Raw genomic sequence first — 22,081 nt, forward strand, 5'->3', positions numbered from 1 at the left:
CATGACGCTGACCATGACACCAACGGTCGATGCCGGCGGCCCTGCCACGGACATCCGCCGGGCCGACCCCACCGGTGGGGAACCGGACCCCCGGGCCTCGGCCCAGACCACCCGGATCCACTCCGTTGAGGGCGTCGAGGTCGGCCCGCGGCGCCGGGTACGCTCGGCACGCCTCGACGACCGGTTCAATGTGCTGGGCGCGGCCGCCGCCGGAATCGCCGTCGCCGTGCTCCTCTTCGGATGGTTCACCCCGCTCTCCGGCGGGGTCGGCTGGGTGCTCGTCGCCTTCGTCGCGTTCCTCGGCTTCTACGCCCTGCTGGTGAGCCTCAGCTCGGACTGGCAGGAGGTGAAGGACCGGGTGATGGCGGTCATGCTCACGAGCGCCGGGGTCATCCTCTTCGGATCCCTTGTCTTCGTGGTCGCGTTCACGATCACCCGCGGCCAGGAGGCGCTGCCGCACCTCAACTTCTTCACCCAGAGCATGGAACTGGCCGGCCCGCTCGACGGCCTGGACCTGGGCGGTATCGCGCACGCCATCCTCGGGACCCTGATGCAGATCACCATGGCACTCATCGTCACGGTCCCGCTCGGTATCGTCACGGCGCTCTTCCTCAACGAGGTCGGCGGTCCGTTCGCCCGTTTTGTGCGCACCATCTCGGATGCGATGACCGCGCTGCCCTCGATCGTCGCCGGCCTCTTCGTCTACTCCGCGATCATCGTGCTGATCACCCACCAGCGCTCGGGTTTCGCCGCATCCATGGCGATCACAGTGATGATGCTCCCCATCGTTATCCGGGCGTCCGACATCGTGCTCCGGCTGGTTCCCGGCAACCTGCGCGAGGCGGCATATGCCCTCGGCTCGACCAGGTGGCGCACCGTCTGGCACGTGGTGCTGCCGACGGCCCGGCCAGGCCTGGCCACGGCCGTCATCCTCGGCACCGCACGAGGCATCGGGGAGACGAGCCCGGTGCTGCTCACCTCGGGCGTGACCGCAGTGGTCAACCTCAACCCCTTCGAGGGACCGATGATCTCCCTGCCCCTCCAGGTCTTCGACTTCGTCAAGTCGCCGGAGCCCACAATGATCGCGCGAGGGTTCGGCGCGGCGGCCGTTCTCCTTCTCCTGGTCCTCGCCCTGTTCTACATCGCGCGGGTGATCGGCGGTCGCGGCCCAGGCGAGCTCAGTCGCCGCCAGCAGTTGCGGGTCATCGCCGCGTCGGCGCGGGACCACCAGCGCATCACGGTCCGCAGCGCGCGTGGCCGGGCCGCCGGGCCGCCGGAATCCTCGTCCCCCCTCGCCTCACCGCCAGCCGCCTCATCCCCGAGCGCATCCGCACAGAAGGAGACGTCGTCGTGACGCCGCACAACAAGTGGATTCCCGCAATCCGCGCCCTCGCAGTCCTGGCCGTGGTCTTCGCAAGCGTGACGAGTACGGTGCCGGCCCAGGCCGCCAGCTACGACCCCATCACCGGCACCGGATCGACCTGGTCCCAGAATGCGCTCGACCAGTGGCGCAAGAACGTCGCCTCCAACTACGGCATGACCGTCAACTACTCGGGCGTCGGCTCCTCCGCCGGACGCCGCGACTTCGCCGCGGGCAGCGTCGACTTCGCCGTGACGGAGATCCCGTTCCAGACCGCCCCCGAGGACGGTTCGGCTCCCGAGACTCCGACCCGCGGCTACGCGTACATGCCGATCGTCGCGGGCGGGTCCTCCTTCATGTACAACCTCAAGATCGGCGGGGTGCGGGTGTCCAACCTGCGGCTCAGCGGCCCCGTCATCACGAAGATCTTCACCGGCGTGATCACCAAGTGGAACGACCCGGCCATCCAGGCCGACAACCCGGGCCTCGCGATGCCGGACAAGGGAATCGTGCCCGTCGTCCGCTCCGACGGTTCCGGTTCGAGCGCGCAGTTCACGCTGTGGATGTCCAAGCAGCATCCCGACCTGTGGAACGCGTTCTGCGCATCCGTCGGCCGGAAGGTGCCCTGCGGGCTGACCTCGCAGTACCCGACGTTCGGCAACGCCAAGGCGCAGAGCGGCTCCTCCGGCGTGGCGGGTTACGTCAGCCAGGACTACGGGGAAGGAGCGATCACCTACGTCGAGTACTCGTACGCCCTCGAGGCCGGTTTCCCGGTCGTCAAGGTGCTCAACGCGGCTGGTTACTACGTGGAACCGACCGCGAACTCGGTGGCCGTCGCACTGCTCCAGGCACAGATCAAGACGGATGTCCCCGTCACCAGCCCCGACTACCTCACCCAGATCCTCGACGGGGTCTACAACAACCCCGACCCCCGCACCTACCCCCTGTCGAGCTACTCGTACATGGTGGTGCCGACCCAGGTCGGCGGAGTGTTCACGGCGAAGAAGGGCACAACACTCGGGGCCTTCGCCAACTACATGCTCTGCGAGGGACAGCAACAGGCGGCCGACCTCGGCTACTCGCCGCTGCCGATGAACCTCGTGCTGGCCGGCTTCGACCAGATCAAGCGTGTGCCCGGCGCCGACACCAGCGGGGTCGACATCAACAAGTGCAACAACCCGACATTCAAGCCGGGTGATTCGCCCTCGAACAACCAGCTTGCGCTCACGGCTGCCCAGCCGCAGGACTGCGACAAGGTCGGGGCGAACCAGTGCACGACCGGCACGGCAGGCTCCGTCGCCGACACGCCGATCTCGGGCAGTGGCGTGGGCGGCAGCGCCGACGGAGCGGCTGACGCCGTCGGCGCCGCCGACGCCGCGGCAGCTGCGGGCGCTCCCGTTACCGCCGCGAGCTACGACGAAAACGGGGCCCTGATCTCCGGCGGCACGGCCGTCGCCGGCGCGGCCGTCGCCTCACCGTTCACCCTGGCCGACACAGGCTGGAGCGCACAGCAGTCGATCATGCTCTTCGCGGGGATACTGCTCGTCGCCGCCTCCGTGCTTCCGCCGGTGTTCTGGCGCCGGCTCACACCGCGCGGCGCGAAGGCGGCCACGAAATGACGCGGCTGACCTTCAACCAGGACTCGCTCTGGACCCGCGCCGGCGCGAGCGGACTCGTCGTCGGCCTGTTCGTGGGCGTCGGCGTCGCCCTGCTCGGCTCGCTCGCCCCGCAGGCGGCGGTCGCTGACTCCTCAAGCGCGGTCACCGTCACGGCGGCCGCCCAGGACTCCGACGTTGCATCCGCGCCGTTCCCCGCGCTCTCCGTGACGGTGTCCAAGACCGCAGACCTCACCTCGGAGGGGATCCTAGTCAGCTGGACCGGCGGCAAGAAATCGACCGCGCCGCAGGGATCGGTGGGGGGTGCGAACTTCCTTCAGATCGCGCAGTGTTGGGGCGACGACCCTCTGCACCCCGGGCACCCTGACCGCACGACGTGCCAGTACGGAGCGTTCGCGAACGCCGGTCGCGAAGCGGACGTGCACGAGAACACCGAGGAGAATCCGAAGAACATCGCGCAGCAGGACGCGCAGTACACGTCCCCGCGCACTGGTATCTTCACCGGTCCGTACACGGCAATTCCTTTTCGAGCGGTGTCCGGTGAGATGGTCGCACCCGTCCACGAGAAAGACGGCGTCCTCGTCCACGACACGACCGTCGACCTGGTCAACAACCAGTTCTTCACCCAATTCACATCCAATGAAATCAAGTGGGCCGGGTCGGACGATTCCGGCGCCGGCTCGGTGAAGTTCGAGGCGCAGACCTCCATGCAGTCCCCGGGGCTGGGCTGCGGTGCGCCCGTCATCGTGACCGGCCAGCCCACGACCGGCCAGTCGTGCTGGCTCGTCGTCATCCCGCGCGGAACCGGCGACTCCGGTGTCGGCCAGATCCTCCGGCCCGGCCTTTTCTGGGATGCCTGGCAGCACAACGTGGCGGTGAAGCTCGATTTCAAGCCCGTCGGCATCCGCTGCGAAATCGGCAGTGCCGAGAGTCGGCTCTCGGGCAGCGAGCTCATCGCCGGTGCGATCTCTTCGTGGCAGCCGAACCTCTGCGGCGGCAGTGCCGGCTCGGCCTTCGTCCTGGGCACTGGAAACGAAGCCGATGTTCTCGCCGTGGCTGCGAAGACCACTCCTAGCCCGCTCGCGCTGACCTCCCGGCCCCTCGCGACGACCCAGAGGGATCCGCTGCAGTACGCGCCCGTCGGCATCTCCGGCCTGGCGATCTCCTTCTCGATCGACCGTCGAGTTAAACCTGTCGACGGAGTACCGCGGGCTTATCAAGACGCGGAGACCCAGGCTTTCACGACTCTGAAGCTCACACCCCGTCTCGTGGCCAAATTACTCACGGCCTCCTACGTTTCGGCGCTCCCGCCCGGCGCCGACCTCACGCACATCGGCTACAAGAGTTTTTCGGACCCAGGGCCCAACGCCCGCAACATCTCAGGTGACAAGGACTTCCTCGAGGCCAACGACAGGGAGTGGGCGTATCAGGACCTCAACAGCATCTCGATCGCCGACGCGCTTGCCCCGTCTGGCCGTTCGGACATCGCAACGCAGCTCTGGCGCTACGTGATGGCGGATGCCGATGCGGTCGCATTCCTCAACGGAACCCCGGACCCGTGGGGCATGAGAGTCAATCCGTATTACTCCACCAACGCCGCGATCAACCCCACCGGGATCGGACTCATGCTGCCGCGTGACACCTTCCCGAAGGCCGATCCCGTTGAGAAGGCGGCGACCACCGGCGGCAATGGCGTCGGGGCCGTGAACCTCGTCACCTGGCGTCCCTTCACCTCCGACTTCGAAAACGGCGCCTATCTCACGTTGCGCGGCGACGGTCAGTTGCTCGGCGGCTGGGATTCGACGGCTACCCCGCCGAAGTACCTCAAGACCGCACGCAGCCTCGTCGGCCAGCAGGGTGTGATCGGGCTCACCACGACGGCCTCGGCGGCCCGTTACCAGAACGTCACCGCTTCGCTCAGAAACTCCGCCGGCACGTTCGTGGCGCCGAGTTCTGCCTCAATGCTGGCCGCGGCTGCGGCGATGACCCCCACGGCAGCGCAGGCAAAAGTGCTCGAATTCGACCCGAAGTCGACCGCGGCCCTCGCCGCGACCACCGCCTACCCGTTGACTATGCCGGTCTACGCCGCCCTGAATCCGCTGCAGACGGATGCCTCGAACCGTGCGAAGTACGCCGCGCTGATTACCTACGGCGTCACTGCCGGCCAGGTCCAGGGCACGTCCCTCGGCCAGTTGCCCGCAGGATACGCCCCGCTTCCGAAAAGCTGGGTTGACCAGGCGCTCCTGGCCGCCGCGGCGATCAGGGACGGCGTCAGCCCGATCGCGGCGACCGTGCCGACGGTTCCCTTGGCCGTCTCGCCGTCGACGCCGACGACGGCGGGCGTCCGAAGCGCTGCCGCGGCGGTCGCCGATGCTGCCGCGACTGCGGTTGCCGACGCCGCCGACCCCGTTGCCAGCGGTGCTGCCGCCGGGGCGCTCGTCGGGAAGCCCACACCCGCAGACCCGGCCAGCCCGGTGGCAGCGGCTGTTCCGGCCGGACTGCTCTCAGGGCTTCTTGCAGCCGGAGCGTTCCCCCTGTTCTCACGAATCAGAAGGAGATTCTGATGCGTCGCAACTTGACGAGCCGGCCTGGGGCTCTAGCCCAGACCGCTGTCGTCGGGAAATGCGGGCCCGCCCGGGTTCGTTTCGTTTCACCCATCCGAAAGGCTCCACAGTGATTTCGAAGAAGGCTATTGCGCTCTGCGCAACTGTCGGCGTTGCCATCTCCGGCATTGCCATTGCGACACCGGCCAACGCCGAGCCCGTCTCCAACAGCTACTCCATCGTCGGTTCCGACACCCTCGAAGACGTCGTCGGCGCACTCGCCAACGGCACATCCATCACCGGTTCGTCAGTGCGCTCCACGATCAACGGTGCCACGATCGGCTCCTTCGACGCTACAGGGTCCCCTTACATCACGACCAAGAGCGCCGGTGTGCGTTTCGGGCGTCCCAACGGTTCCGGCGATGGAGTCAAAGCGCTCAGCCGTTCGATCGACGGCGCGAGCTACACCGCCGGAACCGCCGGTAGCCCGACGGCGGCGATCACCGGCCAGGTCGACATCGCCCGGTCTTCCAGCGGGGGGACGGCGAACGCCGCAGGCGAGCTCCTGTATGTGCCCTTCGGCCGCGACGCGATCGCCTACGCCTACAAGGGCGCCGCATCCGGAATCGACACCCTGACGGTGTCGCAGATGAAGAGCCTCTACGAGTGCTCCGCCGGCTTCCAGATCGGCGGCGTCACCGTCACCCCGATCATTCCCCAGGCAGGCTCGGGAACCCGCAAGGACTTCCTATCGAAGATCGGCTCGACCGAGGCTCTCATGCTCACCGTTGGTGAGGGCGGCTGCGTCGTCGAAGGCCAGGAACACGACGCCACCACCCTCACTGCCGAATCGGTCATGCCGATGGCCGTGTCCCGTTGGATCGCCATGAACACGGGCGCGAGCTACGACAAGCGTGGCACCGGAACGCTCGGTTCGCTCGTCTCCGGCGTTGTACCGGTCACAGGGACGGGGACGGCCATGGTCCCGAACGCCGTTTACTACGCCGACACCACCTGGGGCCGCGACACGTACCTAGTCGTGGAGTATGCCCGAGTGAACAGCGCCGATGCGAAGTACGACGCCAACCTCGCTGCATTGCTCGACCCGAATCAGTCAACAGCCCTGACCAACACGTCGCCCGTCGTCTCCCGCGCGGGCGCCGTCAAGAAGAAGTTCGGCTTCCTCGCTCCCACGGTCGGCGTCGTCGCCTACCGCGTCGCCAAGACTGCTTAGCCCACCGACTCACCTCTGAGAAAAGGTTCGGAAAATGAAGCTCACTAAGAAAATGCGCTTTGCCGCCGTCGGCATTGTGTCCCTCTCCCTCGTCGCCGGTGCCGCGGCCGTTGCCTCCGCAGCCGTCCAAACCAACGGTTCGGATGGCCCGTTCTACGTCTTCGATAGAAACATTGCCCTCGTCACCGATCCGACAACCGTCTTCCAGTGGAACTCGGACAACTTCGCCTCCGGTGCAGCCACCAGCTATGACGTGCCGACCATGTGCCCGATCGCTTCCACAGGAGCGAGTATCTTCTTGTCAGACGTCGGCAGCGAGCGCACGGTGCTCTCCTGGAAGGCGACCGCACTTAGCGCATTCAACCCTCAGCCGGCAGTCGCCGGCACGAAAGAGGTCATCGCGGCGACCCTGACGCCGATCACCCTCATCAATGGCCTTCCTGGGCAGGCCGCGGTGAAGGCTGCGGGCGGCACCTACAGCCTCGGTATGGCGTGCACCACTAACAATGGTGTGACCGTTGTCGGTGCCTTCTACCGCACGATCCACGTGACGGCCGGTACCGGCGCCTACACGGTCGACGCCCAGGCCGATGTCGCCGTGACCCCGACCCCGACGCCCACGCCAACGGCCCCGGCCGGCACCACGGGCGACGTGGCGCTCGCGCCGACGGTCGCAGCCGCCAGTAACGGCGTGCTCAGCTTCTCTGTTCCGGCGGGCGCTGCGGCAACCTTCGGCGCTCCGACGCTGGTCAACAACAAGTCGACCACCGTGGGCACCCTGGGTGCCGTCACGGTAGCCGACGGCCGCATCGTCACGCGCAACGGCTGGGACCTCACCGCGAACGTCGCTGACTTCAAGAAGAGCACCGACGCCGCCAACACCATCAGCAACAAGCAGCTCGGCTTCGTCCCGACGGTCACCGCCGTCGGCACAGACGCGACCGGCGTCACCGCCGCGGCTGCCCAGACCGCGGGCACGGCCAGCTACCCGGCGGCCTTCGCCTCCGGCGCAGCCGCCAACACGGTCGGAAACACGGTGCTGAACGCCGCACTGACCTTCGTCGCACCCCAGGAGAAGGCGGCCGGTACCTACACCTCCGTCATGACCCTGACGGTCGTCTCGAAGTAACAGCCGGCGGTGGGGGAGGGGCGGCGTCCGCGTCGTCTCTCCTTCACCCCCCCGTTTCGTCACCACTCTCCACAGGTTTCCCCCGCAGAAATGAGAATGCCCTCGTGACCCCCACCGCCTCCGTCACCCACCGACTGCTCGCCGCCGCGAGCGTGCTCCTGACCCTGGGACTGACCCTGACCCTCGGCGCCACGGGCGCCTGGGCCGAGGATTCCGACGGCATCGCGGCCGCCCCTGCCGCCGATGGCGGCGTCGACCAGTCCAGGTCTCGGTACAGCTACCAGGTCGAACCCGGCCAGCAGGTGGCGGACGAGTACCTCGTCGAGAACACCGGCACCACCGTGCAGTCGGTGACCGTGTACGCCACTGACGCGTTCAACGCAGAGGACGGCAGCTTCGCCCTCCTCGACGGCGGCGTCGAAGCGACGGGCGCCGGGCGCTGGGTCAGTTTCGACGGCGGGGCCGACCGGATGCAGCTCACCCTTCAGCCGGGAGCGTCCCAGGTGGTGCCGTTCACCGTGATGACGCCGGCTGACGCGGGTCCCGGCGACCACGCCGGCGGCATCATCGTCTCGGCGCTCTCGCCGGCCGGCGAAGTGTCCGTCGACCGGCGCGTGGCAATTCGGCTCTACGTGCGGGTTAAGGGGCTGCTGCAACCGGGACTCACGATCAGCAGCATCGCGACCTCCTACCGCCCCGAACTGAATCCCTTCTCAGGGGAGCTGACGGCCACGATCAGCCTGAGCAACACCGGCAACGTCGCCCTCGTGGCCAACACGGTCACGCAGGTGCGCGGCCTGTTCGGCATCCCGCTGTCCGGCCTGACCGACGTCAAGGTTTCCGAGATGCTGCCCGGCAGCAACCGCACGGTGACCATCACGATCCCGGGTGTCGGCCCGTGGGTCTACCTCGCCCCGCACGTCTCCCTCGCGGCGACGGTCGAGCCGGGAGCCCTCGACGCCGGGGTGCTGCCCGCGGCCGAACGCGACGCCACCCTGTTTGTGGTGCCATGGGGCGTCCTGCTCGTGCTGCTCCTCGTGGGCCTGGCCTGGCTCATTGCGCGGCTCCGCCGCCGGCGCAACGCCACCCGGGCGCAGGCCTGGGTCGAGTACACCGAGGCCGAAGCACGACGCAGGGCCCTCGAGGACGCCCCGGCGGAGACAGAATCAGCGGGGATGCCCGTGCACTGACCTTGGCTGGCACTGCCGCCGGTTTGCCTCTCGTTTGCATTCCCTTCAGCTTCACGAAACCTCGGTTGGACTAACTTGACTGTGCTCACCACCCACCCCGCGCTGCGCCTGCTGCTCGTGGCCGTTTTCGCCTTCGTCCCGCTCGCCGGGCTGGTCGGCGGCACCCCCAGCGCACAGGCCGGCAACGATTCAGATGGCGTCGGCCTCACCGTGGACGTAGCCCAACCGACCGCGAGTCCCCGGCCCGACGCCAGCTGCGAGCTGCCGTTCGGTAAGCCAGCCAGCCACGCTCAGGTCCGGATCCGGGTCAGGCACCTCAAGCTGGGATCCCTGGCGCAGGCCCACGTGCACTCCACGCCGACCCTGCTCGCCAGCGGCACCGCCGACGCCGACGGAAGTGTCGTGCTGAACGGCACCCTCCCGGATGACCTCGCGGTCGGCAGCCACAGTATCTCCCTCACGGGCATCGCGGTGGACGGTCAGGCGTTCACCCAGACCGTGCTGACGTTCACGGTTACCGCGGGCGGACTCCTCGCCGCCGAGGCTCCGCCGTCGGCCGTCGCGGCGTCGGTGCGTACCGCTGCCACGCCGGCACGCGTCGCACAGGCGCCCGTGACCGGGCCGGCCGCCGTCGCCGCGGCGCTCGGCTCGGAGGCCGTGGCGCTGGGCGGCGTGCTCACCGTCAGCGGTCTCACGGTCCGCGCGGTCCCGGCCCTCACCCCGGACGGCGGCGACGTCATCCTCGATTTCACCATCCGCAACGTGTCAGCGGCGCCGATCACATCGAGCCTGAACTTCTGGATCGACAACGCCGTCGGCCTCCCGATCGCGCAGGTCGACGACGTCGCCGTCGCCGACCTAGCGGCGGGGGAGACCCGCACGGCCACCGCGACGCTCTCTGACGTGGGCCAGTGGACCGTATTCAACGGCCACGTCACGCTCACCCCGCCGGCCACGGTCGGTGGCAACGATCTCACCCCGGTCTCCCGTGATGCCTTCATCATCGTGCCACCGTTCTTCCTCCTGCTTGTCGTAGCCCTCGCCGCGGGACTCAGCCTCGCTGTGCGATTCGTGCTGCGTGCACGCCGCGCCATCCGTGCCGTGCCGGTCGCGGCCGCATCGTGACCGAGCTCAAGCCGTCGAAGGGACGCCGTTCGCGCATGCCGGCGACTCCGGATCGACCGGAGATCGGCCCGAAACCGGCACGGAGTCGGATCCCGCGCGCGGCCGCACCCCCGCGTGGCTGGAAGCCGGGCCAGGTCCCACCCCGGCCGCCGCGCCGCCCCCCGGTCTCCGTCCGGCCCCCGGTCGTCCTGACCGCCCGGGACGATCTCGTGCGCACCTCTCTCGCGATCCTGGCCGCCGTCATCTTCGGGATCCTCGCGAATGTCACGGTGCTCGGCCAACTGCAGCACATCGTGGCCCAGCAGCAACTCACCGACACCCTCCGGGTCGAACTGGCCGCGGGAACGGCACCCGTGAGCGAGGGCACGATCGACAAGGTGCTCCTCACTGACGGCACTCCGCTCGCCGTGGTCGACATTCCCTCGATCGGCGTGCACGAGGTCATCGTCGAGGGAACCGATTCCGCGACGACGCGCACCGGCCCCGGCCACCGGCGCGACACCGTGCTGCCCGGGCAGGCGGGTGTGAGTGTCGTGATGGGCCGTGCGGCGGCGTTCGGCGGCCCGTTCGCACGGATTCAGGAGCTCCGGCCCGGCCAGAAGTTCACGGTCACCACCGGGCAGGGCAGGCAGACGTTCGCCGTGATCGGGCTGCGCTACGCGGGCGATCCGGCCCCGGCGCCCCTGACGGCCGGCCACAGCCGGCTGATCCTCGAGACGGCCCGCGGCCCCGCCTTCATCCCGGGCGGCATCGCCAGGGTCGATGCCGAGCTGACGAGTGAGACGAAGCCCGCGGGCATCCGCCAGACGACGTATGCCACCCTGCCCGCCGCCGACCTTGAACTCGCCAACGACACCTCGACGGCGTGGGCGCTCGTATTCGCCCTGCAGTTCTTCCTCGTGATCGAACTCGCCGCGGTGTGGGCGTTCAGGCGCGTCGGAGGCCGGAAGACGTGGATCGTCTTCATCCCCGTCGTCACTCTCGGCGGGCTCCTGGTCGCCGACCAGGTAGTCAGGCTCCTTCCCAACCTGCTTTAGCCCGGAGGGGCCGTTGACGGCGGCCGCCCAGGAACAAAACACGAACATGAGAAATGAGTGGCCATGATTGACGTGCAACTGGACGACGTGACGCAGCTGCTGCCGGTCCAACGACCGCGGCGGCGGACGCCGTGGCGCAGGGGCGACGCGGCGTCGTCCGCGCCACCGGCGCCGGCCGCGGCACTCGCCCTCAAACCCCTGGCAACGCTCGAGGGTCGCAACGTGTCGGCCTGGTTCGGAACGCACCAGGTCCTCGACCGGGTGTCGCTCACCATGCCCGCCGGAGTCATCACCTCCCTGATCGGGCCGTCCGGGTGCGGCAAGTCGACCTTCCTGCGCATCCTCAACCGGATGCACGAGCTCGTCCCGTCGGCGAGCCTCGCAGGCGAAGTGCTCCTTGACGGCGAAGACATCTACGACCCGGAGCGTAAACTCGTCGACGCCCGCAAGCACATCGGCATGGTCTTCCAAAAGCCCAACCCGTTCCCGGCGATGTCGATCTACGACAACGTCGTCGCAGGTCTCACCCTCACCGGCACTCGCGCGACCGCCGACGAGAAGGACTTCCTCGTCGAGAGCTGCCTGACCAAGGCCGGCCTCTGGAAGGAAGTCAGGGACCGTCTCCGCGCCCCGGGTGGCGGACTGTCCGGCGGCCAGCAGCAGCGTCTGTGCATCGCACGGTCCCTCGCCGTGACCCCGCGCATCCTGCTTATGGACGAACCGTGCTCGGCGCTCGACCCGACATCGACGCGGGTGATCGAGGAGACGATGCTCGAGCTCGCCCACGAGGTGACGATCGTGATCGTCACCCACAACATGCAGCAGGCCCAGCGGGTCTCCCAGAATTGCGCGTTCTTCCTCGCCGCGCAGGGAACCCCCGGGGGGATCGTCGAGCACGGTCCGACCGAGGCGATGTTCGGGGACCCGATCGACAGCCGCACCGCCGACTACGTCAACGGCCGATTCGGCTGACGCGCGGGCGGTCGCACCCTCCGGCTGCGTGACACCCGCGGATAAGATGAGGCATGACTTCCGAGGGCTTTGCCGAGATCGAGCGCAAATTCGACGTGAACCCGGCGACGCCGTTGCCGACCTTGCACGACCTTCCCGGGGTGACCCACGTCGCCCCGCCCGTCGAGCACCACCTCGACGCCCTCTACTTCGACACCGCCGACCTGGCGCTCGCCGGCCGCCGGATCACCCTCCGGCGGCGCGCCGGCGGCGATGACGCCGGCTGGCACCTCAAGCTCCCCGTCGCTGCCGACGAACGCCGCGAGATGCGCGAACCCGTCGGGGCCGACCCCGACGTGATCCCCGAGGCGATCCTCCGCCTGGTTCGGGTCTACCTGCGCGGCCGGCCGCTGATGCCCGTCGTGCGGCTCCGCACCCTGCGCGTCGTGCACCACCTCGTCGGCCGGGACGACGCCGTGCTCGCGGAGGTCTGCGACGACTCGGTGCAGGCCGAACGGTTCGGCTCCGAACCGCTGAACCAGGCCTGGCGCGAATGGGAGATCGAACTCGTCGACGGGTCCCGAGCGCTGCTCGACGCGGCCCAGGAGCGGTTGTCGACCGTGGGAGTCGAGCCGGCTGCAAGCCCGTCCAAGCTCGCCCGAGCCCTCGGAGACCTCGCCCCAGCCGGCACGCCCGTCGCGCCGGAACGGCCGGGGCCCGACAGCTCGACCGCGGACGTGCTGCTGGCGTACCTGCGGGCGCAGGTGGAGGCGGTCACGGCCGAGGACCCCCTCGTTCGCGAAAGCGATGTTGAGGCCGTGCACCGGATGCGCGTGGCAACCAGGCGGCTGCGTTCGGCCCTGTCCACCTACGGTCCGCTCCTCGACGCGGGGGTCGCCGACCCGCTCCGGGTCGAGCTGCGCTGGATCGCGGGCGTGCTCGGCGGAGCCCGGGACGCCCAGGTGATGTGCCAGCGTCTCACCCACCGGCTGGACCTGGAGCCGACGGGCCTCACCGCCGGACCGGTCGCCCCGCGGATCGACGAGCATTTCTCCACCGTCGTGCGGATCAGCGAGGCGGACACCCGGTCCGCCCTCGACTCCGACCGCTACTTCCGGCTCCTCGACACCCTCGACGAGCTGCTCGCGTCCCCGCCGCTGTACCGCACGGCCGACAAGCCGGCGCGGAAGGTCGTCCCCGGCCTGGTCCGCGCAGACTGGAAGCACCTCCGCGCGGCGGTGCGCGCGGCCCGCCGCACCGCGACCGGCACCGAACGCGACGCGGCCCTGCACGAGGCCCGCAAACGCGCCAAGCAGCTGCGCTACGCGGCGGAGACGGCCGCACCTCTTCGCAGCAAGCGCGCCGCACGGCTCGTCGGCGCGGCCCGGCAGGTGCAGGAGATCCTCGGAGACCACCAGGACAGTGTCGTCGCGCGCGGCGAACTGCTCGGCCTGGGCATGAAGGCGTTCCTGTTCAACGAGAACGCCTTCACCTACGGACGGATGCACGCGGTCGAGGAGGCGGGCGCGGCCGGCACCGAGGCCCGCTTCTTCACCGCCTGGAAGGACTTCCCCTCCGCCTCGATCGACAAGTAGAGGCCACGGAACGTCGAGCCGGCCGCCGGCGGGGAGCGGGCTCAGTCGAAGTCGAGGCTGAGCTTGCGCAGCAGCCCGGCCAGCCGGTCCTGGTCGCTCGCCGACAGGGTTGAGAGCAGCTCGGCCTCCGCATCGACCAGTCGGGTGATCGCGGCATCCACCCGGGTCAGGCCGGCCGGGTTCATCCCGACGAAGATGCCCCGCCCGTCGTTGGGGTCGGTGCGGCGGGTGACCAGCCCGCGCTCGACCAGACGGTCGATCCGGTTGGTCATCGTGCCGCTGGAGACCAGGGTCTGCTGCAGCAGGGCCTTCGGGCTCAGCTCGTAGGGCGCGCCGGCGCGGCGCAGGGCCGAGAGCACGTCGAACTCCCAGGACTCCAGTTCGGAGCGGGAGAACGCGGTGCGCCTGGCCCGATCCAGGTGCTTGGAGAGCCGGCCGACCCGGGACAGGACCTGCAACGGAGCGAAGTCGAGGTCGGGGCGTTCGCGGAGCCAGGCGTCTACGATCCGGTCGACTTCGTCATGGGCGGGCATCAGTCCATTATCCGGCCTCGGGGCGGCCGCGGTTGCTCGCTGCGCGCCGGGCACGATACTTCTGGCAGACTTGACACCGTTGGTCGGCCCCGGGCCGGCGAATTCCGCCGTGGTGTAATGGCAGCACGACAGCCTTTGGAGCTGTTAGGTCCAGGTTCGAGTCCTGGCGGCGGAGCACTGGTTGCAGACCAGTGAAGCTTCTCCGGTCTCCCCGGCCGGCAACACGAAAAGCAAAGAGGAAACCCCGTGACCGATTCCCGACTCGCTATCGTCGTGCTGGCCGCAGGCCAGGGCACCCGCATGAAATCCAGCACCCCGAAGCTGCTGCACGAGCTCGCCGGGCTGCCCATGCTCAGCCATGTTCTCGCCACCTCGCGTGCGCTGGACGCGGCCCACGTGGTCACGGTCGTGCGCCACGAACGCGACCTGGTCGCGGCCCTCGTGGCCGAGGACCTGCCCGAGAGCCTGATCGTCGACCAGGATGAGGTCCCCGGCACCGGGCGTGCCGTGGAGCTCGCCGTCGCGGCCCTGCCCGAGGACTTCGAGGGTGACGTGCTCGTCGTCTCCGGCGATGTGCCGCTGCTGAACTCCGCCACCCTGGCCAGCTTCGTCGCCGCGCACCGCGAGCGCGAGGTCTCCGCCACCGTGCTCTCCTCGTTCCCCGAGGACTCCACCGGCTACGGCCGCATCGTGCGTTCCGAGACGGGCGGCTTCGACCGCATCGTGGAACAGAAGGATGCCTCGGCCGAGGAACGCCAGATCGCCGAGACCAACGCGGGCGTCTACGCCTTCAGCATCGCCGAACTGCGCGAGCAGCTCGCGCTCCTCACTACCGACAACGTGCAGGGCGAGAAGTACCTGACCGACGTGATCGGGCTCCTCCGCGACGCCGGCTCGTCCGTGCGGGCCGTGCCCGTCGCGGATGCCTGGCTCGTCGCCGGCATCAACGACCGCGCCCAGCTCAGCGAGACCGCCCGCCAGCTCAACGGTTTCATCGTGCACGGTTGGCAGCTGGCCGGCGTCACCGTTCAGGACCCGGCCACCACCTGGATCGACCTCAAGGCGCAGCTCGCGCCGGACGTGACCATCCTGCCCGGCACCCAGATCCGTGGCGCGACGGTGATCGAGACCGGCGCCGTGATCGGCCCGGACACCACCCTCGTGGACTGCGAGGTCGGCGAGAACGCGGTGGTGAAGCGCACCGACGCGACGCTCGCGGTGATCGGCGCCGGGGCATCCGTCGGCCCGTTCTCCTACCTGCGGCCCGGCACCATCCTCGGCGCGGACGGCAAGATCGGGGCGTTCGTCGAGACCAAGAACGCCACCATCGGCGCCGGCAGCAAGGTGCCGCACCTGAGCTATGTCGGCGACGCGACCGTCGGCGACCAGTCCAACATCGGGGCAGGCACGATCTTCGCCAACTACGACGGCGTGGACAAGCACCGCAGCGAAATCGGGTCGCATGTGCGCACCGGGTCGCACAACGTGTTCGTCGCGCCGATTAGGATTGGGGACGGGGCATACACGGGAGCCGGCACAATCGTCCGCAAGGACGTACCTGCCGGGGCGTTGTCCCTGAGTGTTGCTCCACAACGCAATATGGAGGGCTGGGTCGAAACCCACCGTCCAGGAACCGACGCGGCGGTGGCCGCGGCAAAGAGCGGAGACTAGGTGTCTGGAATCAAGACCAGCGGCGAAAAGCGACTTGTATTGGTTTCGGGGCGAGCTCACCCGCAACTGGCACTGGACATCGCCACGGAGCTTGGTACCGAACTCGTCCACACGGACGCCCGCACCTTCGCGAACGGCGAGATCTACGCCCGCTTCGACGAGAGCGTACGCGGGAGCGACACCTTCGTCATCCAGTCGCACACCAACCCGATCAATGAATGGCTGATGGAACAGCTGATCATGGTCGACGCGCTCAAGCGGGCCTCCGCCAAGCGGATCACCGTGGTGGCGCCGTTCTACCCGTACGCCCGGCAGGACAAGAAGGGCCGCGGCCGCGAGCCGATCTCGGCCCGCCTCGTCGCCGACCTGTTCAAGGTCGCCGGCGCCGACCGGATCATGGCGGTCGACCTGCACGCCGCCCAGATCCAGGGCTTCTTCGACGGCCCCGTCGACCACCTCTTCGCCATGCCGGTGCTGCTCGAGCATTTCAAGGAGAAGCTCGACCCGGCCACCCTGACCGTCGTCTCGCCCGACATGGGCCGCGTGCGCGTCGCAGACATCTGGAGCGACAAGCTCGGCGCCCCGCTGGCCATCATCCACAAGCGGCGCGACCCGCTCGTGCCCAACCGGGTCTCCGTGCACGAGATCGTCGGCCAGGTCGAGGGCCGCGTCTGCCTGATCGTCGACGACATGATCGACACCGGCCGCACGATCGTGCTCGCCGCGGAGGCGCTGCGCAAGGCCGGCGCCATCGGCGTCGTCGTCGCCGCAACCCACGCCGTGTTCAGCCACCCGGCACTCGAACTGCTGCAGAACCCGGCGATCTCCGAGGTCGTCGTCACCGACACCCTGCCGATCCCGATGGAGAAGCGCTTCCCGACGCTCACCGTGCTGCCGATCGCGCCGCTGCTGGCGCGTGCGATCCACGAGGTGTTCGACGAGGGGTCCGTCACGTCGATGTTCGAGGGCGCCGCATAGGGGCACCGAACGGCTTCCGGCCGGTCGTCGACGGATGTCGGTGGCCGGCCATCGGTCTGTACGCCGCTGGGACCGCCGCGGCTACAGCACGAGTTGCAGGTGGATGGTGACAGCGTCGCCGACTGTGACTCCCTCGGCCACGCGCACCGCCTTCTTCACCGGCAGGAGGAACGTGCCGCGGGCGCTGTCCGGAAAGAGCGACGTGGACCACCGGGTGTCGTCGATGGCGGCGAGGACCTTGACCGAGCCGAATCCGTTCCGGCGGCCCTCGGTCAGTTCGCGGATGTCGTCGGCCAACTCCGCGGGCAACGAGACGAAGATCCAGGCCGCCGCGCCCTCGTACTCCCACAGTTCCGCCGTGAAGGCGAACGTCGGACCGCGGGCGGGCTCCCGGGCGCCGGGCGTGGTATCCATCGGAGCGACTCCCTCCTGCGCCTTCCTGGCTTCGGCTACGCCGGGATGCCGGACTCCGGCGCCCGCGGCGCCGAGGGGATGATCCCGAGGGGGACGACGTAGGTCTCCCGTTCGTTGCGGTCGACCGCGTAGCACTGCCAGCCGAGCCCGCCCGGCCCGGTCAGCTCGAAGCGGGCGTCCGACCCGACCGCATACGGGTAGAAGTGCTGGGTTGCCAGCCGGCAGGTGTTCGCGGCGGTCGTCGTCGCGACCTGCAGCGTGGTCAGGATGCCGGGCACGACCAGCGCCACGAGCCCCAGCACGACGACGATGCGCATGAGCGTGAGGGCGCGCCGACTGCGCAGGGGCCGGTCGGCATCCTGCGGTTCGTAGCCGGAGAGTTCGGGGTGCTCGTCGCTCATGTCCGTCCCAGTATCGCAGTCCCCGGACGACCGGAGATGTTGCCGAAGCGGACGACTGTTGCCCGCACACCGGCGACAGTCGTCCGCTTCGGCAACGATTGTCCCGGCAGGTGCTATCCCTCCCCAGGCGCGCGGGCCCGCGCAGTCCCCACGGAATCCGGGCGGAGCGGCGCCGGCCTGACGCAGGCTGCGAACCTCAGCGGATGGCTGACGAGAGCATCGACGAGCACACCGGACTGTACCTCTCGGGCGGCGCAGCCGCCACTGAGTCAGCCGGCCGGCAGTTTCGGCGGGAGTCGCAGGCCGGGGGGAGCGCCATTCGGTTGCGCCGCGGCGTCTTCACCACTACCCGGCATTGGGCGGGGCTCCCACCGAGCCAGCGGCACCTCGCGGAGGTCCGGGCCGTCGTTGCGACTCGAACGCGGGACCCGCTGATCAGTCACCAATCGGCGGCGGTCGTGTGGGGGATTCCCCTGGCCGACGCCTGGCCGAGCACCGTGCACGTGCTGGCCCCACCGAACTCCAGGGCGCGGAGCAAAAACGGCGTCACAGTCCACCGCAGCGACATCACCGACCGGGACGTGGTCGAAATCGACGGGATGCTCGTGACCAGTCCCGCCCGGACCCTCATCGACCTGGCGCGCACGGTGAGTTTCACCACCGCCGTCGTTGCGATCGACCATGCCCTCAACCCGCGGAACGCATCCCCGGAGGTCTTCCTGACCGCGGAGATGCTCAGCGAGAAACTCCACGAATCGGTCTCGGCCAGGGGAGCCGTGAGGGCGGACCGGGCCATCGGCTTCGGTCGGCCCAATGCGGACAACCCCGGTGAATCGATGAGTCGCGCGGCGATCTTCGAACTGGGTTTCCCCGATCCACTGCTTCAGACGTGCCATCTCAACCCCCGCGGCGGCTTCTACTTCACCGACTTCGAATGGCCGGCCTATCGCCTGATCGGGGAGTTCGACGGGAAGGGCAAGTACGTGAAGGACGAGTGCCTGCGGGGACTGACTCCCGGGGAAGCGGTCCATCGTGAGAAGGTTCGCGAGGACGACCTTTCGCGCGGAAGGCAATGGCGTGGCGCGCTGGGGTCCGTCCGATCTGCGCCAGCGCCAGTCGCTGCTGCGCATCCTCACGACCGCGGGGCTCCCGGTCCTCCGCTGACCGGGCGGCTGACAGACAGAACTGTTGCCGGAGCGGACAACTGTTGCCGGGATGCCGGCAACACTCGTCCGCTCCGGCAACAGTTGTCCACCGGAGGTGCTAGTGCGAGGAGCCCTCGGTCTCGACCTCGCTGCGGTCGCCCGACCACAGGGTGTGGAAGGTGCCGGGCCTGTCGACGCGCTTGTAGGTGTGCGCGCCGAAGAAGTCACGCTGGCCCTGCACCAGGGCGGCCGGCAGGCGCTCGCTCGCGAGCGAGTCGAAGTAGCTCAGCGCCGACGCGAACCCGGGAACCGGGATGCCGGAGAGCGCCGCGGTCGACACGACCCGGCGCCAGGCGGACTCGCCGTCGGCGACGGCCTGGGCGAAATACGGGTCGACGAGCAGGGTCGGGATCGACGGGTCGTTCGCGTAGGCGTCGACGATCCGGTTGAGGAACTGGGCGCGGATGATGCAGCCGCCGCGCCAGATCGTGGCGATGGCGCCCTTGTCGATCTTCCAGCCGTACTTCTCGGCGCCGGCGATGATCGCGTCGAAGCCCTGGGCGTAGGCGACGACCTTGGAGGCGTAGAGCGCCTGGCGCACATCGTCCTGGAAGGTGTGGCCGACCACGGCGATCTCCGGGCGGGCGACCAGGGCCGCGCGGAGCGGCACACGCTGCTCCGGGTGGCTGGACACGGCGCGGGCGAACACGGCCTCGGCGATGCCACCGACGGGCACGCCCAGGTCGAGGGCGTTCTGCACGGTCCAGACCCCGGTGCCCTTGGAGCCGGCCTCGTCGAGCACGATGTCGACGAAGGGCAGGCCGGTCTTCGCGTCGACCTGGCGGAGCACCTCGGCGGTGATCTCGATCAGGTAGCTCTCGAGGTCGCCGTCGTTCCAGTCGGTGAACACGTCGGCGATGGCGGCGGGGGAGTGCCCGCCGACCTTGCGGAGCAGGTCGTAGGCCTCGGCGATGAGCTGCATGTCGGCGTATTCGATGCCGTTGTGGATCATCTTGACGAAGTGGCCGGCGCCGTCCGTGCCCACGTGCGTGACGCAGGGCACGCCGTCGACGACGGCCGCGATCGACTCGAGGATCGGGCCGAGGGTCTCGTACGCCTCTGCCGAGCCGCCGGGCATGATGCTCGGGCCCTTGAGGGCGCCCTCCTCGCCGCCGGAGATGCCGGCGCCGACGAAGTTCACGCCGGTGGCGCGCACATCCTTCTCCCGGCGGATGGTGTCCTGGAAGTCGGCGTTGCCGCCGTCGACGATGATGTCGCCGGGCTCGAACAGGGCGGTCAGCTGGCTGATCACGGCATCCGTGCCCGTGCCGGCCTGAACCATGATGATCGCGGTGCGCGGCTTCTGGAGCGACGCGGCGAATTCCTCGATCGTCTCGGAGGCGACGAAGTTCGCCTCCGGGTGTTCGCCCGTGAGCAGGCGGGTGCGCTCGGGGGAGCGGTTGTACACCGCCACCGTGTTCCCCGCCCGGCTGGCGAGGTTGCGGGCCAGATTCGACCCCATCACCGCCAGTCCTACTACGCCAATGTTTGCCTGTGCTGCGCCGGTTTCGGCCACGTTTGCTCCTTCAGGTGATTGTTCTCAAACCTCCGTCAAGGCTACTGCGTCGGCCCGAACGGTTACGTGGCGTGACCGGCGGCCCTCGGGCGACGGATGCCCGGCGCCCGGTTCGCCCCGGCCCGCCCGCTCCGCTAGACTCACTAGTTGAACTTCGGCGAGGGCTGTCGGCGGCGGGAAACCGTCCACCGGCATCCGTTATCGACGCGGCGGGATGCTTCACGGCCTTTCCTCACGCGCACACGCGTTCGAGTTGAACCAGTACCCACGATTCCCGGGCTTCGGTCCGCGAAACCAGACTGGGCCGTCCAGGCCCGCAAGGAGAAACATCATGGCTGAGGCCAAGAAGAAGGTTGTCGCAGACAACAAGATTTCCGCCGACCTGCGCGTCAAGTTCGGCAAGGGCGCTGCCCGCAAGCTGCGCGTGCTGGGCAAGATCCCCGCCGTCATCTACGGCCACGGCACCGACCCGGTGCACGTCGCCCTCCCGGCCCACCAGATCGGCCTGCTGCTGCGCCGCGCCAACGCCGTGCTCGAGCTCGACGTCGAAGGCACCACCCACCTCACCCTGGTGAAGGATGTCCAGAAGGACCCGTTCCTGCAGATCATCGAGCACCTCGACCTCATCGTCATCCGCAAGGGTGAGAAGGTCCAGGTCGAGGTTTCCGTGCACCTGACCGGCGAGGCCGTTTCCGGCACCATCGCCGACCTGGACTCGAAGGTCCTCATGCTCGAGGTCGAGGCCACGAGCATCCCGCAGAACGTCGTCGTCTCCATCGACGGACTCGACGACGGCGCGCAGATCCACGCGAAGGACGTCGTGCTCCCGGGCGGCGCCACTCTCATCTCCGACCCCGACGCCGTCGTGGTCTACGTGCACCTGCCCGCCGCCGAGGAAGAGGAAGAGCCGGCCGAAGCCGAGGCCACCGAGGCTCCTGCCGCCGAGTAGTCTTCCCCACCTGGCTTCGTCGACCGCGGAGGAATTCCCTGGACGAGAATCTCTGGCTCGTAGTCGGGCTCGGTAACCCCGGGCCCGGCTACGCCGGCAACCGACACAACGTCGGCCATATGGTGGCGGCCGTGCTCGCCGACCGCCTGTCGGCGAACTTCAAGAACCACAAAACCAATTCGGCCGTCGCCGAGGGGCGCAGCTTCCCCGGCGGACCGAAACTGGTGCTCGCCAAGCCGAGCACCTACATGAACGTGTCCGGCGGCCCGGTCGCCGCGCTCCTGCGCTTCTACTCGCTCGAGCCCGACCGGCTGATCGTCGTCCACGACGACCTCGACCTTCCCTTCGACACCATCAAGATCAAGGTCGGCGGCGGCCACGGCGGCCACAACGGCCTCCGCGACATCATCGCCGCGACCGGCACGAAGGAGTTCGTGCGGATCCGGATCGGCATCGGCCGCCCGCCCGGGCGCCAGGACGCCGCCGACTTCGTGCTGCACGATTTCAGCAAGGACGAGCGGGCGGTCCTGCCCAACCTGTTGACGGATGCCGCCGACGCGATCGAACTGATCGCGGCCGAGGGCGTCACCGCCGCCCAGCAGAAGGTCCACTCCCCGTAGCTCTTCGCCCGTTC

At 68.9% G+C, this 22,081-nt stretch carries 19 protein-coding genes and 1 tRNA gene; 15 read left to right on the top strand and 5 right to left on the bottom strand.

What is annotated here, in order from left to right; translation table 11 throughout:
• The first annotated feature begins 1 nt into the window (after window position 1).
• The 10 genes from pstA to E3O48_RS08410 all read left to right on the top strand — a co-directional run bounded on the left by pstA (window position 2) and on the right by E3O48_RS08410 (window position 13,780).
• Window positions 2-1,354 (top strand): phosphate ABC transporter permease PstA, encoded by a 1,353-nt coding sequence (gene pstA / locus E3O48_RS08365; protein ID WP_241982459.1) that lies wholly within the window; start codon window positions 2-4, stop codon window positions 1,352-1,354.
• Window positions 1,351-2,979: a phosphate ABC transporter substrate-binding protein PstS gene (gene pstS, locus E3O48_RS08370; protein WP_241982460.1), complete on the top strand. Its 1,629-nt coding sequence runs from the start codon at window positions 1,351-1,353 to the stop codon at window positions 2,977-2,979. The genes pstA and pstS overlap by 4 nt, the downstream gene beginning before the upstream one ends.
• Window positions 2,976-5,540 carry a hypothetical protein gene (locus E3O48_RS08375; RefSeq protein ID WP_134538065.1) on the top strand — a complete coding sequence of 855 codons (2,565 nt, stop codon included), beginning with the start codon at window positions 2,976-2,978 and terminating at the stop codon, window positions 5,538-5,540. Before pstS ends, E3O48_RS08375 begins: the two co-directional genes overlap by 4 nt.
• A 109-nt stretch (window positions 5,541-5,649) precedes the next feature.
• Entirely contained in the window at window positions 5,650-6,753 is a 1,104-nt protein-coding gene (locus E3O48_RS08380; RefSeq protein WP_134510840.1) for a hypothetical protein, read from the top strand.
• Window positions 6,754-6,787: 34 nt separating this feature from the next.
• Complete coding sequence (locus E3O48_RS08385; RefSeq protein WP_134510841.1) at window positions 6,788-7,882, top strand: hypothetical protein; 1,095 nt, start codon at window positions 6,788-6,790, stop codon at window positions 7,880-7,882.
• A gap of 104 nt (window positions 7,883-7,986) precedes the next feature.
• Window positions 7,987-9,072: a hypothetical protein gene (locus E3O48_RS08390; protein ID WP_134538066.1), complete on the top strand. Its 1,086-nt coding sequence runs from the start codon at window positions 7,987-7,989 to the stop codon at window positions 9,070-9,072.
• A gap of 75 nt (window positions 9,073-9,147) precedes the next feature.
• A complete protein-coding gene (locus E3O48_RS08395; protein WP_134538067.1) occupies window positions 9,148-10,197 on the top strand; it encodes a hypothetical protein in 1,050 nt (349 codons plus the stop codon).
• Between the two features lie 209 nt (window positions 10,198-10,406).
• A complete protein-coding gene (locus E3O48_RS08400) occupies window positions 10,407-11,234 on the top strand; it encodes a sortase (RefSeq protein ID WP_241975058.1) in 828 nt (275 codons plus the stop codon).
• A 63-nt stretch (window positions 11,235-11,297) separates the two neighbouring features.
• A complete protein-coding gene (locus E3O48_RS08405) occupies window positions 11,298-12,206 on the top strand; it encodes a phosphate ABC transporter ATP-binding protein (protein WP_134510844.1) in 909 nt (302 codons plus the stop codon).
• Between the two features lie 53 nt (window positions 12,207-12,259).
• Window positions 12,260-13,780: a CYTH and CHAD domain-containing protein gene (locus E3O48_RS08410; protein ID WP_134538069.1), complete on the top strand. Its 1,521-nt coding sequence runs from the start codon at window positions 12,260-12,262 to the stop codon at window positions 13,778-13,780.
• Window positions 13,781-13,821: 41 nt separating this feature from the next.
• On the opposite strand, the gene E3O48_RS08415 is transcribed toward E3O48_RS08410, so the two are convergent.
• Entirely contained in the window at window positions 13,822-14,313 is a 492-nt protein-coding gene (locus E3O48_RS08415; RefSeq protein WP_134538070.1) for a MarR family winged helix-turn-helix transcriptional regulator, read from the bottom strand.
• 103 nt (window positions 14,314-14,416) lie between these two features.
• Between E3O48_RS08415 and E3O48_RS08420 the strand changes: the two genes are divergently transcribed.
• The 3 genes from E3O48_RS08420 to E3O48_RS08430 all read left to right on the top strand — a co-directional run bounded on the left by E3O48_RS08420 (window position 14,417) and on the right by E3O48_RS08430 (window position 16,962).
• Window positions 14,417-14,488: transfer RNA gene (locus E3O48_RS08420), tRNA-Gln, on the top strand.
• Window positions 14,489-14,559: 71 nt separating this feature from the next.
• Window positions 14,560-15,984, top strand: coding sequence for a bifunctional UDP-N-acetylglucosamine diphosphorylase/glucosamine-1-phosphate N-acetyltransferase GlmU (glmU, locus tag E3O48_RS08425; RefSeq protein WP_134538071.1), 1,425 nt, complete (start codon window positions 14,560-14,562; stop codon window positions 15,982-15,984).
• The gene (locus E3O48_RS08430) at window positions 15,985-16,962 is read left to right on the top strand and encodes a ribose-phosphate diphosphokinase (RefSeq protein ID WP_134510848.1); all 978 of its coding nucleotides are present in this window, start codon (window positions 15,985-15,987) and stop codon (window positions 16,960-16,962) included.
• A gap of 81 nt (window positions 16,963-17,043) precedes the next feature.
• On the opposite strand, the gene E3O48_RS08435 is transcribed toward E3O48_RS08430, so the two are convergent.
• The 4 genes from E3O48_RS08435 to gndA all read right to left on the bottom strand — a co-directional run bounded on the left by E3O48_RS08435 (window position 17,044) and on the right by gndA (window position 20,444).
• Window positions 17,044-17,376: a DUF1905 domain-containing protein gene (locus E3O48_RS08435; protein ID WP_134538072.1), complete on the bottom strand. Its 333-nt coding sequence runs from the start codon at window positions 17,374-17,376 to the stop codon at window positions 17,044-17,046.
• 35 nt (window positions 17,377-17,411) lie between these two features.
• Complete coding sequence (locus E3O48_RS08440) at window positions 17,412-17,777, bottom strand: hypothetical protein (RefSeq protein WP_134510849.1); 366 nt, start codon at window positions 17,775-17,777, stop codon at window positions 17,412-17,414.
• 439 nt (window positions 17,778-18,216) lie between these two features.
• Entirely contained in the window at window positions 18,217-18,573 is a 357-nt protein-coding gene (locus tag E3O48_RS08445; RefSeq protein ID WP_134538073.1) for a hypothetical protein, read from the bottom strand.
• A gap of 467 nt (window positions 18,574-19,040) precedes the next feature.
• Complete coding sequence (gene gndA / locus E3O48_RS08450; protein WP_241982472.1) at window positions 19,041-20,444, bottom strand: NADP-dependent phosphogluconate dehydrogenase; 1,404 nt, start codon at window positions 20,442-20,444, stop codon at window positions 19,041-19,043.
• Window positions 20,445-20,829: 385 nt separating this feature from the next.
• Between gndA and E3O48_RS08455 the strand changes: the two genes are divergently transcribed.
• A complete protein-coding gene (locus tag E3O48_RS08455; protein ID WP_134510852.1) occupies window positions 20,830-21,447 on the top strand; it encodes a 50S ribosomal protein L25/general stress protein Ctc in 618 nt (205 codons plus the stop codon).
• A 38-nt stretch (window positions 21,448-21,485) separates the two neighbouring features.
• Window positions 21,486-22,067 (top strand): aminoacyl-tRNA hydrolase, encoded by a 582-nt coding sequence (pth, locus tag E3O48_RS08460; RefSeq protein WP_134538075.1) that lies wholly within the window; start codon window positions 21,486-21,488, stop codon window positions 22,065-22,067.
• Window positions 22,068-22,081: the final 14 nt, after the last annotated feature.

The organism is Cryobacterium sp. HLT2-28, assembly GCF_004402495.1.
GTDB classification, from domain to species: Bacteria; Actinomycetota; Actinomycetes; order Actinomycetales; family Microbacteriaceae; genus Cryobacterium; species Cryobacterium mannosilyticum.

Coding starts and splice junctions, on each gene's coding strand:
- E3O48_RS08455 (WP_134510852.1), top strand. CDS start 20,830: ATGGCTGAGGCCAAGAAGAAGGTTGTCGCAGACAACAAGATTTCCGCC.
- E3O48_RS08435 (WP_134538072.1), bottom strand. CDS start 17,376: ATGGATACCACGCCCGGCGCCCGGGAGCCCGCCCGCGGTCCGACGTTC.
- pstA (WP_241982459.1), top strand. CDS start 2: ATGACGCTGACCATGACACCAACGGTCGATGCCGGCGGCCCTGCCACG.
- E3O48_RS08415 (WP_134538070.1), bottom strand. CDS start 14,313: ATGCCCGCCCATGACGAAGTCGACCGGATCGTAGACGCCTGGCTCCGC.
- E3O48_RS08405 (WP_134510844.1), top strand. CDS start 11,298: ATGATTGACGTGCAACTGGACGACGTGACGCAGCTGCTGCCGGTCCAA.
- E3O48_RS08440 (WP_134510849.1), bottom strand. CDS start 17,777: ATGAGCGACGAGCACCCCGAACTCTCCGGCTACGAACCGCAGGATGCC.
- E3O48_RS08375 (WP_134538065.1), top strand. CDS start 2,976: ATGACGCGGCTGACCTTCAACCAGGACTCGCTCTGGACCCGCGCCGGC.
- E3O48_RS08385 (WP_134510841.1), top strand. CDS start 6,788: ATGAAGCTCACTAAGAAAATGCGCTTTGCCGCCGTCGGCATTGTGTCC.
- gndA (WP_241982472.1), bottom strand. CDS start 20,444: ATGGGGTCGAATCTGGCCCGCAACCTCGCCAGCCGGGCGGGGAACACG.
- E3O48_RS08445 (WP_134538073.1), bottom strand. CDS start 18,573: ATGGCCCGGTCCGCCCTCACGGCTCCCCTGGCCGAGACCGATTCGTGG.
- E3O48_RS08410 (WP_134538069.1), top strand. CDS start 12,260: ATGACTTCCGAGGGCTTTGCCGAGATCGAGCGCAAATTCGACGTGAAC.